Source organism: Bifidobacterium apousia (assembly GCF_007559275.1).
GTDB classification, from domain to species: Bacteria; Actinomycetota; Actinomycetes; order Actinomycetales; family Bifidobacteriaceae; genus Bombiscardovia; species Bombiscardovia apousia.
The window spans coordinates 260,508-272,627 of the sequence record NZ_VMHK01000001.1 but is presented as its reverse complement, the minus strand read 5'-3'; the positions used below and the strand labels follow the sequence as shown (position 1 = coordinate 272,627).

General features: G+C 60.1%; 10 protein-coding genes and 1 tRNA gene. All 11 read right to left on the bottom strand.

What is annotated here, in order from left to right; translation table 11 throughout:
• Positions 1-21 precede the first annotated feature (21 nt).
• The 11 genes from FPK30_RS01055 to FPK30_RS01005 all read right to left on the bottom strand — a co-directional run bounded on the left by FPK30_RS01055 (position 22) and on the right by FPK30_RS01005 (position 12,033).
• Positions 22-1,368, bottom strand: coding sequence for a metal-dependent hydrolase family protein (locus FPK30_RS01055; RefSeq protein ID WP_045924921.1), 1,347 nt, complete (start codon positions 1,366-1,368; stop codon positions 22-24).
• A gap of 253 nt (positions 1,369-1,621) precedes the next feature.
• Positions 1,622-2,353, bottom strand: coding sequence for a GntR family transcriptional regulator (locus tag FPK30_RS01050; protein ID WP_144084945.1), 732 nt, complete (start codon positions 2,351-2,353; stop codon positions 1,622-1,624).
• A gap of 245 nt (positions 2,354-2,598) precedes the next feature.
• Positions 2,599-4,005 (bottom strand): PTS ascorbate transporter subunit IIC, encoded by a 1,407-nt coding sequence (locus tag FPK30_RS01045; protein WP_101432952.1) that lies wholly within the window; start codon positions 4,003-4,005, stop codon positions 2,599-2,601.
• A complete protein-coding gene (locus FPK30_RS01040) occupies positions 4,002-4,307 on the bottom strand; it encodes a PTS sugar transporter subunit IIB (RefSeq protein ID WP_101432953.1) in 306 nt (101 codons plus the stop codon). Before FPK30_RS01040 ends, FPK30_RS01045 begins: the two co-directional genes overlap by 4 nt.
• A 5-nt stretch (positions 4,308-4,312) precedes the next feature.
• Entirely contained in the window at positions 4,313-4,762 is a 450-nt protein-coding gene (locus FPK30_RS01035) for a PTS sugar transporter subunit IIA (RefSeq protein ID WP_232341845.1), read from the bottom strand.
• Positions 4,763-4,960: 198 nt separating this feature from the next.
• Positions 4,961-5,695 (bottom strand): MIP/aquaporin family protein, encoded by a 735-nt coding sequence (locus tag FPK30_RS01030; RefSeq protein ID WP_144084944.1) that lies wholly within the window; start codon positions 5,693-5,695, stop codon positions 4,961-4,963.
• A 564-nt stretch (positions 5,696-6,259) separates the two neighbouring features.
• Positions 6,260-6,333: transfer RNA gene (locus FPK30_RS01025), tRNA-Lys, on the bottom strand.
• Between the two features lie 95 nt (positions 6,334-6,428).
• The gene (locus FPK30_RS01020) at positions 6,429-7,949 is read right to left on the bottom strand and encodes a formate--tetrahydrofolate ligase (protein WP_144084943.1); all 1,521 of its coding nucleotides are present in this window, start codon (positions 7,947-7,949) and stop codon (positions 6,429-6,431) included.
• Between the two features lie 39 nt (positions 7,950-7,988).
• Entirely contained in the window at positions 7,989-9,515 is a 1,527-nt protein-coding gene (locus FPK30_RS01015) for a C69 family dipeptidase (RefSeq protein WP_144084942.1), read from the bottom strand.
• Between the two features lie 192 nt (positions 9,516-9,707).
• A complete protein-coding gene (locus FPK30_RS01010) occupies positions 9,708-10,280 on the bottom strand; it encodes a YbhB/YbcL family Raf kinase inhibitor-like protein (RefSeq protein ID WP_144084941.1) in 573 nt (190 codons plus the stop codon).
• A gap of 205 nt (positions 10,281-10,485) precedes the next feature.
• Complete coding sequence (locus FPK30_RS01005; protein ID WP_144084940.1) at positions 10,486-12,033, bottom strand: PTS ascorbate transporter subunit IIC; 1,548 nt, start codon at positions 12,031-12,033, stop codon at positions 10,486-10,488.
• Positions 12,034-12,120: the final 87 nt, after the last annotated feature.

Below are 12,120 nucleotides of genomic sequence, written 5' to 3'. Positions count from 1 at the left end.
TGAATGGCCCCAGGCAAATGCTCAGAAGCTGTCGAGCAGACGGTCGATCTCCTCGAAGTGCTTGACCTTAGGACGCCAGACCGGCTTGCCACGAACGATGACCAGCTTGGGATCAGCCAGGGTCCGCACATTCTTGGCAGGATCCTCGTCGAGGACGATCAGATCCGCATCCTTGCCCGTATCGACCGAGCCAGTAACATTGTCGAAGCCCAGGTTGCGGGCATTGACCTGGGTGGCAGCGTGGAAGGCCTGCGCCGGGGTGAAATCGGCATACCGCACCAGATAGTCGAGTTCCCGCCAAGTGCCGTACTGAGGCACGAAGGTCATGCCGGTGTCGGTGCCAACGCCGACGGCAATGCCGTTCTCATGAGCCTGCTTGGCGCTCTTGACCATACCGTCGACCACCAGTTCGGAATTGCCGCGTACTATATCGCTGATCCCCAGCTCCTGCTGGCTGATCTTGACCAGAGGCAGCCCGGCGGACAGGGTGGGGTCCAAGGCCGAGAAGCCGCGAAGCGAGCGCGGATTGTCAAGGAAGAGCCCAATCATCTCGTCATCCAGAGCGCTGCCGTGCTCGATGGTATCCACTCCCGCCTTGAGAGCGGCCTTGACCCCCTCGGGGCTCTGAGCGTGTGCTGCGACGAGCACACCAAACTCATGGGCCTCATCGCAGACAGCGGCCATTTCCTCCTCGGTCATCTGCGGGCTACCGGCCTCGCCAAGCTTGGTGGCATCGGTCACGCCGCCTGTCGCAGCCACCTTGATGGCATTGACCCCATGGTCCAGGTTCTCCCTGGTCCGACGCCTGGCCTCTTCGGGAGAGGAGCAGGACAGAGCGATGAAGGGATCGCCATGACCTCCAGGAATTGCCAGGAGCGGGCCGGCAGCCAGCATGCGCGGGCCGGTCAGCTCGTCGGCATCAATCTTGTCGCGCAGACGAACCGCCTCATAGCCCACATCGCCCAAGGTACGAATGGTCGTCACGCCCGAGTTCAACAGGGTGGAGACGTTGCCTTTGATCCTGGCATCCATAAGCACTCTGCCGGCGGGGCTGTGCACCACTTTCAAAGCAGCGTCGACCACGCGCGGCGACAGGTCAGTACCGCCGGACAGGGGCTTGCCGTCGGCAAAAAGATGGGTATGGGCATTGATGAGTCCAGGTGCCACAAACTTGCCCGTAGCGTTGATCCGGTGATATCCGGAAGGCACATAGGCCAGCGGGGTCGGGCAGACCTGTTCTATCCGGCCGTCCGCGGAAACCAGAACAGACATATCCTTCTGGACCGTGCCTTGTTCATCGCCGGTCGCAATACTGGCATGCTCAAGCACAAACGGCTCGCGCTCTTTCCTGCCTTGAAGACGCCCCATGGTCGTACCTGCCTTCCCATCTCCGATGCACTCTTTGCGAGGAATCGGGCATATATGGTCAATCATATCCATGGCGGGGCGAACCATTCAAGCAGGACAAGCATGACACACAGACAGTGGATCCCATTCAGGCGCACCCTGCCACGGGAACTAGACCGCAATTCCCGAATACCGCCATGAAGGACTGTCCAAGGGGCGGGAAACATTCACAGTCATCGCCAGAGGCCACCACCGACCTTCCTGAGCGGGAATGTTACCTGGAGTCCGGCACGCTGTTGATGACGAACTCTATTTCGGAATATGCCGGCGGTTGAAGAGCCACGCCGAATGCCACCACCGAGCCGAATCCGTCGAAGACGGTGGAATCCATAGCCAGCACGGGCCGACCCTTGTCCACGTGAAAGTACCCGGCTATCCGTGAATCGACATTCTCGATGCGGACCACGACCTCGTTCCTGGCGAGCCTGACGTCGTATCGTCCTTCGATGAAGTCATAGAGGGATCCGTCGGAGAAATCATGCTCAAGTATCTCCGGAAACTCTGCATCCGGCAGGTAGGTGCAGACATATTGCTGTAGGTTGCCATTGACATAGCGCAACCGCTCCAGCTCGATCAGGTCCGCTTCAGCCTCCAGACCCAGCTTTGATGCAATATCGGCTTTCTTGACAATCCTGTTGCCCAGCACTCGGGTCTTGACCGTTCTGCCCAGGTCATGCTGCTGACGCCAGAAGCCTCTGATGCGGCCGTTGATCACCTCGCGGGAGGAAGTGGGCGACTTCAGCTTGAAGGTTCCCTTGCCCTGGCTACGAACGATCAGCCCCTCACGAATCAGATCTTCGATGGCATGGCGAACCGTGATCCGACTGACCTTGTACCGTGCGCAAAGTTGGGACTCAGTAGGTAGCTGCGCCCCTTCTTTCATCCGTTTGACGCTTCCGCGCAAATGGTCTCGCACGGACACATACTTGGGAATTCCATCTACCATTGCAAAACCGACCCACCTGATATTTCCTTGCTTTCATGAATCGAAATCCCGCGGCCTGTGCCAATCGAGACTTGCTTCGTTCAATGATTGCAGAAGCCCCTTGTCTCTGCCTTGCACAGGGGCCAAACTGAAATATTGTCCAGCAACGGATAGGTCATGGAACTGATATTGAAAAGTCCGCTAGTCCCATGACCCTTCCCATCGTCGCCCCTGTCATCTTCATAGATGAGACAGGGGCTTCAGATTCAGGCGACGGCTTCAGCCTTGTCAGCCGAGTCAGCTGCAGCAGCAATAGCCTTCTTGCGCTTGTTCATGAAGTAGGAAACCACATAGACCAGGATCAGCACGACAATGATTCCCGCGATGATCGCAATCTGGCCGCCAGCCTTGTTGAGGTAGCCTAGGAAGATGCCGGCCACGCCGAAATCGGCATCCGAGTATGTGGCGGCGCCCTTGCCCACAGAACCCAGCACTGGCAGAAGCAGGAGCGGCAGGAAGGTTATGGCCAGGCCATTGACAAAGGAACCGAGAATGGCTCCGCGCCGACCGCCCGCGCCATTGCCGATCACGCCTGTAGCGCCGCCGGTCATGAAGTGGGCCACGACACCGGGGATGATGACAGTGGTGCCAGCCAAGGCCATGATGGCCATGCCCACGATGCCGCCGACGAAGCTGGACAGGAACCCAATCAGAACGGCGTTGGGGGCAAAGGTGAAAGTGACAGGGACATCCAGTGCAGGCTTGGCGTTCTTGACCAGGTGCTCACTGATGCCCTTGAAGGCAGGAACGATCTCGCCCAAAACCACACGAACACCTGCCAGGATGATATAGACGCCGGCAGAGAAAGTAGCCGCCTGCAAGACCACATAGACGATGAAGTTCTGTCCGTCGCTGAGCTTGCTCTCGATATAGCCGGGACCGGCGAAGAGCGCCACGATGACATAGATCACGGCCATGGACAGAGCGACGATAACGGTTGTATCGCGCAAGAAGCCCAGATTCTTGGGGAAGTTGATATCCTCAGTCGATTTAGAGGGATGCTTCTTGCTGCGGGTGAGCATGGCCACCAGACCGCCCAGGGCGATACCTGAGCCGCCGGTGTGACCCAGGGCCACATCATCGGTACCAGTGACCTTCTTCATGAAAGGTTGCACGACTGCGGGCGAAAGGGTCACAACCAGACCCTGAGCGATTGAGCCCCAAAGCAGGGTCTGCCAAGTGGAGAATCCGGCCGCTACGAAGATGACAGTGATCATCGTGGCCATATAGAAGGCCACATGCCCTGACAAGTAGACATATTTGAAATATGATGTTGCCGAAAGAAGGACATTGACAATCATTCCAAAGAAGAAGATGAGTGCGGCAACAGAGCCGTACTTAACTAGGACCGTGCCGACGATGGCCTCGTTGTTAGGGACGACGCCCTGGACGTGGAAGGCGTGTTGGAACATATCCCCAAAGGGAGTCAATGCGTTGGTCACCACGCCTGCACCGGCGGCCAGAACCAGGAAGCCTACGAACGTCCGTATGGTTCCTTTCATGACGTCCGTGGCAGACTTGCGCTGCAGGGCCAGGCCGATCAGGGAGATCAGCGCGACAATAACGGAAGGCTGTCGGAAAATGTCCAAAAGGACCTTTAATGCACCGTTCATGCCGTCTGCCCTCCTTGAGAAACATCCACACCGTGACGCTTCAGGGCCTCGGCCAGCTTTTCTTTGATCTCATTCATATCGATCAGGCTGTTCAGGACAACCACGTCTCCCAGATCCTTGGCAGCATCAGCGATATCACGCCCGACAAAAATAAGATCGGCATCGCCCTTGTTGACCGAGCCCAAATCGCTATGGTCGGTCTCGACACCGGTCACACCAAGCTCTTTCAAAGCCTTGTCAATGTTGAGCTGGGTGATGAAGCTCGACCCCAGTCCAGTGCTGCAAACCGTCAGAATCTTCATATTGATTACCTTTCTTCCTTGAGGATCGTCCTCAATTCCTCAACGTTCGCGGCCTTGCCCAGCCGTTCCTGATTGGTGCCGTCACTCAGGAAGGTCGCCAACGATTGCATCAGGCTCAAATGGCTGTTCGAGTCCTGCGCGGCCAGGCAGAAGAACGTGCTGATCGGGTGATCCTGTGAATCGGCCAGCAAAAAGGGCCTGCCGACCTTCAGCACCGACAGGGAAGTGGTCACAACGCCTGCCTCCGGCCTGGCGTGGGCCATGGCGATGCCTTGACCCAGATCAATGTAGGTGCCGCCTGGTTTGCGTATCGAAGCCTTGATGGCCTCGACATAAGAGAGCTTGATCCTTCCCAAGTCAACCAGCGGAGCGGTGACCACATCCACTGCTTCCTCCCAATCGGCCACGCCGTCCCTGTACATGACGGTGCCTTCCGGGAAATACTCGTCCAGCAATTTGCCTCCTCGCATACAATGAAGTCCATCCGCTTCGTAGCGAACGTTCGCGGGAGGGTGGATGCCTCCCCACGGAATCTTCAACCTCGAATTCCGCAAACATTATAACAACATGACAATATGATGTCTATGCTTGCGTGTTCAGACGCCGGTTCCCGGGCCTCCGAGAAGGAGCCCGGGACCTTGGCTTCCTGTTGATCAGGCGGCGAAGAGGACCTTGAAAATCACGGCTCCGACGATGGCACCGATGATGGGCGCCACCACTGGGATCCAAGCCTCCCTCCAGCGCGAATCTCCCTTGTTGGGCACGGGCAGAATCCAATGAAGGAAGCGCGGCACCAGATCACGTGCGGGGTTCAAACCGGGGCCGGTTGGACCGCCCAGAGAGGTGACCAGCCCCCAGACGATCAAGCCGACAACGATGGAGGCGGCAGCCAACCCCCTAGACCCCCATGGGCCTTGCAGACAGCAGAGGGCTCCCAGAACCAACACCAGCGTGCCAAAAAACTCATTGATGAAGTAGTTGACCAACGAGCCCGAGGCGTCAGTGGTGCAGAAGGTGCCCAAGATCGGCGAGGGGTCTTTGGTCATGCGGTAGTGCGGGAAGTAGCAGGCATAGACCACCAACTGGCCCAAGGCCGCCCCGACCAGCTGCGCCAGAATATATGGCAGAACCTGGCTCCAGGGAAAGATGCCGATGACGGCTTGTCCCAGAGTCATGGCCGGGTTGATGTGGGCTCCGGATACCCCGCCAAACATGAGCACGGGAAACATGACTCCGAAGCCATACCCCATGGCAATAGTGAGCCAGCCGGAATGGTGGCCCTTGGTGCCCTCCAGATCCACGTCGGCGACCGCGCCGTTCCCGAAGATCATCAATATGGCGGTGCCGACACATTCAGCGGCCAACTTGGTCATGAGCGAATATTCCATTCAATCCTTCACCCCTCTCTCGATGCCGCCGTGGCGCCACTTTCCCCAACCGGTCATATAAGGGCCAAGGCATGAGCATCATTCAATAAAAACAGGTGATGGCACTAGGCCGAGAAGCGCTTATGATCTCCGTTGATTCAAGTGATTCAGTGAAATCCGATAAAGCGCCAGCCCCAACCGCGTGTCACCATCAACACGACTGCACTTAAACCGGCATGCATATTCTATTCCAGCCACTGCTGATTATGACGCATTGAGAACCACGCACGGTTATCCATGTCCCAGACGGATTTCGCGCTCTCGGCAGTTTTTGAAGCAGCTCCCGCCCGCTCATACATCTGTCCGCTTGATTCGTAAGCACAAGATTCGCATGCTTTTCTGCCGGTCAGGAATGCACGAACGCTGTTTTTGTGGCTTCCATGCCAAGCAGGCACGGAATGTTGCGCCAGAGCTTTTTGACAAGGACTTTTGTCACACAGATGTTACACAAAACCGTGTTTCAGGCGAATTCCCCGAGCAATGGAAAAGCCCCGCAGCCTTTGCGGCTGCAGGGCTTTGACTCTGTGCCCCCACGGGGGCTCGAACCCCGGACACGCTGATTAAGAGTCAGCTGCTCTAGCCAACTGAGCTATAGGGGCAGGACACTTTCAAGAGCCAAGTAGATACTATACACGGTTTCTGCAGACCCGCAACACGGCGCGTCACAGGTCTGCCGAATCCATACATAGTTTGCTTAGACGATCTTGGGCATGGGCGTGGTCAGGGAAGTGGTCAGGTTCACCTGCAGGAGACCGGCCCCTGTATGGGCCTCGACCTTCTTCAGGGTGACTGTGCGCTTGTCCTGGTCGGCCCGGTCGTCGTCGGTCATGGTAGCCGGCGACTTGACCGCCACCACCACCAGATCCTCGAGGGAGATGCCTGCCTTATTGCAAAGGTCGGAGGCCGCCTGAAGGCTGTCCTGGAAGCCCTCACGCTCAATGACCCGATCAGCCGGCACGCCGTAGGCGCTCTGAGCGATCCAGCGAATCCGATCCGGCACGGACATATCATGCAGGCTGGCTGTATCCGCCTGGGCCTTCGCAGGCTCCTGCAGGGCCTTGACCAGATCATCCAGCTGAGGCTCAAGGGCCTTGCCCCCGTCACGGAAGAGGTTGCCTGCGATGGGCCTGCGGAAGCCCAGACCGTCGGCCGTCTCCCGCAAGGAATCCACCTGATCGTCCTCGCCCTCCCAGAGGTTGATCAGCGGGAAGGTGGGGATGCCCAATCCCTCCAAACGATGCACATGGAAGGGGTAGCGCCAGCTCAGCCTGGGATCGTCCCGCCAGGTGGTGGCACGGGTGACGACCACGGCGGCGGCCGGCCATTGGGCCCCGTACTCGCGGGCGGCGATGTCCAGCCACTTCTGGGCACCGGCATCAGCTCCGTAGCCCGCCTCGACGACGACCACATCATGTCTGGCGCAGGCCATCTCCACGGACACCAGGCTGGGGATGCCGATGGAGACGTTGGCGAAAGGCCCGCCATGCACATAGACCGGTGAACCCTCCAGGGTCTGAGTGAAGGCAGGCTTGACCGCATCGGTCAGAATGCCGGTGATCCGCCACAGGTCCACAAACTCACCAAAGGTGACTGGGCGACCGTCCAAGGTCCCCGCGACCATGCCTGCCACACGCCGCTCGATCTCCTCCATGCTCCGGGAGAGCACGACGATCTGCATGAGCTCGCAGGTTGGCGTCAGCACGGTCCGCTCGGGCAGATCGCCCTTGCCTCGGTCCACGGTGATCTGCCGCAAGGACCGCGAAGGCACCTCGCTGACCCGGGGCACCAGGACGGTGTCCAGCCGGCCCTCGTCCACAGCCTTCTCCGCGAAGGAGACCAAGAGGTTCTGTGCGGATTCGATAGCCGCCATCTCCCCGCACAGACCCCAGTCCACCAGCTCAGGATGCGTCAGGGAGGACTTGCCGCCACCGGAGGCGCCACCCTTGGACCCGGCTGCGGTGATGCCCATGCTGGGCTGACGCAGGACGGCCGCAGCATCCACCCCTCGGGCGCGCAGAGCGTCGATCAGGGCGATGGTGGTTGTGGTCTTGCCCTCTCCTCGCGAGGCCTTGAGCGGGGTGTCGGCGGTCACCAACAGCACCCGGCCCTGCTTGCGCGGCATATCCGGATGCTCCCGCAAATCCTTCAAGTAGCCGAAGGCATCGATCTTGTCAAACAAGCCGTATGGCCTGACATAATCGTCGAAACCGCTCATGAGGCTCTCCTCCTTAATGGTTTTTGCAAATCGGATGGCTCAGTTGTCGGACAGGTGGTAGCCGTTGCGCATGCCCATGCTGACCGTGTAGAGCACCTGGCCAAGCAGGTCATCGGTCTCCTTGCGCAGACGGTCGGCCATGTCCTGGTTGGCGGCCTCCAACACCTGGCGCACCTCGGCGTTGTCGGTGCCCTGGTCGGCGCCTTCCAGCCGTGCCACCTGCTCGTCAGCGGCGGCAATCAGCCAGTGGCCCTCGCCGCCCACGCTCTGCTGGTAACGCTCGACAGCCGCCGAGGTGCCGGCGAATTCGGAATCGCACAGGGCGGCGATCAGCCGGTCGGACCAGTAGAGGCTGTCCGTGGAGACCCGGTCAGTGGCGTTGGCCAGATAGTCGGGCGTCCGATCCACATTGGCATAGAAGGGAACCAGGGCATTGAAGGCGTTGGACCCATAGGACATCCACTGGATGGCCCGGCAGGATTCAGGCCGGTAGGGGCGCAGCTGGATCAGGGCCAGCTGGTCATTGCGGTTGATGCCGATGGGCCGGTAGAGCCCCTTGGTGTGCTCGTTGCCGGTCCGCCCATAGGGATCGTAGGGCGTGCCCTGGTAGTGGGAGCTGAGCAGATACTTGACATCCTCCACGGTAATCAGCCGCTCGGGCTGGCGGCACCAGGGAATGTTGTCGCTGGTGGGGGCATGATCAGCATCCGGTCCATCCCAGATCTCGTCATAGGGGTTGAGGAAGCGCTGCATATACCAGGCCCGAGGCGTGTTGTAGACATGATCCGAATCGCTATGGGATCCGAAGGCATCACGCGGATTGAAGGGCGAGGCCGACTCCACGGCAAGGTTCAGGTGGTTGTCGGCGATGAACTCCCGCAGGTCGGCCGAGCAAAGGTGATCGGTCTGCTCCCCGAAGGCGTCGTCCAGATCGAATTCGTCAATGCCCAGCTGGTTGGGCATGGTCACATAAGAGTCATCGGGCACCCGCTTGGCGATCCAGTGATGGCCGCCTATGGTCTCCATCCACCAGATCTCGTCCACGTCGCTGAAGGCAATGCCATTCATCTCATAGGTGCCGTAGCGCTCAAGAAGGGAACCCAGCCGCAGGACACCCTCCCGGGCCGAGCGGATATAGGGCAGGACGATGGTGACCAGGTCCTCCTCGCCGATGCCCCCGGGCACCTCGGCCAGGTAGCCCTCCTCCCCCGGACGGCCCTGGGCGGGGGTGAGCTCCACTAGCGGATCGGCGCCCAGAACACGCTCATTGGTGGTGATGGTCTCGGTGGCTGACATGGCCACGTTGGCACTGTTGACGCCCGCTTCGGCCCACAACCCTTGATCGAGCACAGCATTGGGCACCGAGGTGTAGCGCATGGGGTCCTCGGGCAGATCCATCTCCAAGTGGCTGATCACGCTGCGGTAGTGCCGTGGCTGCTGGTCGGGAGCGACCAGGACGAAGCGCTTGGGACGGAACTCCCCGTTGGCTGAATCCTCATTTCGGGCGATGATGGTGGATCCGTCATAACTGGCGTGCTTGCCTATCAGAAGCGTGGTGCAGGGCATATAAGCGTCTTCCTTTGTCTGATTGCGGTCAACTGTCATCACCAGTCCGGACGCCGGAGGATGCCGTTCCAACCGACTGCGTGGGCAGGCAGGGATGACGGCCGTCTGCGCACTTGGGGCATGGCCTCACTCTAGTGCCAGACCGCCCCAATATCGGTCCCAATATCAGGGGATGTGCGCTAAATCAAATTCTCATGCATCGGCTGGCAGCCAAACCCGAGCTGCAGCGGCTACAGGCTGGGCGGAATGAACGGCATGGACCAGGGCGTTCAGCCAGAATCCCTCCTCCAGATTCGGCAGAGCTTCCTTCGTGGCCCAGACCGACAGCACATAGTCATGAACCTGGTCTGGAGGGGTGGGGCCGTTGTAGCGCATGAGCACGGCGGGATCGTCGGCGATCTCCTCCTCCATGACCAGCGGCGAGGCGGCCGAAGTCCGGCCCTGAGGCACACCGGGAATCAGATTGGGCAGGTTTCTGGAGAAGTCCTCGGGAATGGCCAGCACAGAGCTGTCAGCCTCATCAGACTGCAGGGCAGCCAGAGCGTCAACAGGCAGATTGGCCAGGGACCAGTGGATCCAAGGGAAGCCGCAGACCGGCACGGAATCAGGATCCACCAGCATGCAATGCAGGTAACGGGCCTCCTGGGGTACATCCTCAAGCCGGAAGGGGAAGGAGACGACAGGACGTCCCTTGCGCGTAAGGGACTGCGGGGCACGCTTGGCGTACCGATCGGGAATGGTGCCGAAATCTGTGATAATCCTCATGGTTCGATTCTCGCCCGCTCCAGTGACGGGGTCAAGTTCATCCGTTAAAGACGCTTGGAGCAATAAAGCCCATCGCGCTGGGTCAAAATGCAAGAGTCGCCCGTTTCCCTCCACGTAGAAAGGAAACGGGCGACTCTGAGTTGGGGCGGAGAAAGGAATCAGCAGGACCTTTCTCCTGGCGCCTATAGGGCGCGCTTGCACATGCCTATTCGGCTTTTGCTGCCTTGGCGGCCTTGGCCTCGGCGCGGGCGGCCTTGGCGGCTGCACGAGCCTGAGCCTTGGCCTCCTTCTCTTTAGCCTCGACATCAGCGATGAACTCAGCATGCTTGGCGGCAGGCATCCATCCGGTGTTGACCACCTTGACCTGCCAGATCCAGGCCAGGGCGAAGATGACCACGGCCAGGACCACCAGGACCACGGCCCCGGCAGGGATACCCAGCTGGGCCAGCTTGCCGACCACGGTGCCGTACCAGGCGAAGTCGGCATCGCCGAAGGTGGCGTTGGACAGACCGAAGCTGCCCAGAACCGTCATCAGGATGGCCGGCAGGAAGGTGATCAGCAGACCATTGATGAAGCCGCCGACCACAGCGCCGATGCGGCCGCCCGTCGCATTGCCGAAGACACCGGCACCGCCGCCATCGAAGAAGTGGGGCACCATGCCCGGCAGGATCAGGGCCAGACCCCAGACGGGCCCGAGCCAGACGGCGATGATGACCAGGGCCACCAGACCACCGGCGAAGGAGGCCAGGAAGCCGATCAGGGATGCGTTGGCACCGTAGGGGAAGACAATGGGGATATCCAGAGCAGGACGGGCGCCGGGGACCACCTTGTTGGCGATGCCCTGGAAGGCGGGCACCAGCTCGCCCAAGATGATGCGAACGCCGTAGAGGATGATGCTCACGCCGATGCCGAACTGCAAGGCCTGGGCGAAGGCGGCCATGAAGAAGGCCCCCCAGTTGGCCGGGTGTGACGGAAAGACGGCGAAAGCGGCCTTGGCCGGCACCACAAAGGCGGTCCAGACAGCGAAGACCAGGTAGAGGACGACCATGAGCAGGGTGGTGGAGACCATGGAGTCACGCAGGAAGCTCAGCCCCTTGGGGAAGTCGATGTCCTCGGTGGAACGCGACTTCTTGCCCACAGCGCTGCCGACCGCGCCCGAGACCACGTAGCCCAAGGTGTTGAAGTGGCCGATGGACAGCTTGTCGCTGCCGGTCACCCGGTTCATGTATGGCTGGGCGAAGGCGGGCATGGCCACCATGATCACGCCCATGAGCAGGGAGCCGATCAGCACGATGAGCAGGTTGTTGCCCTTGCCGAACCCGATCGAAAGGACCAGGGCCAGCAGGGTGGACATGAAGACCATATGGTGGCCGGTCAGGAAGACGTACTTGAGCGGGGTGAACCGTGCCAGCAGGATCATGACGATGAAGCTGAGCACGATGATATAGGCGGAGGCTGCGCCGAACTGGCTGGAGGCCTGGGCCACGATCACCTCGTTGGTGGGGACGACCCCGTGGGCGCCAGTAGCCTTGAAGACCAGCTTGCCGAAGGGATCCAGGGCGTTGGTCACCACGGTGGCGCCGGCGCCCAGGATCAGATAGCCCATGGCCGCCTTGAGGGCACCCGAGATGACCTGGCCTGCGCTCCGTTTCAGGGCGATCAGGCCGATGGCCGCCACGATGCCAATCAGATAGGCGGGCACATTCAGAATCTCCTGGCTGATGAAGTTCAGCACCGCAAGGAAGACATTCATTGTTTGTCCTTACTATTTCTCTCTTGTTCTTACCGCGAAAGAGCGGGCGTCCCATCGGCCTGGCGATGACGAATGCCCGCCGGACGC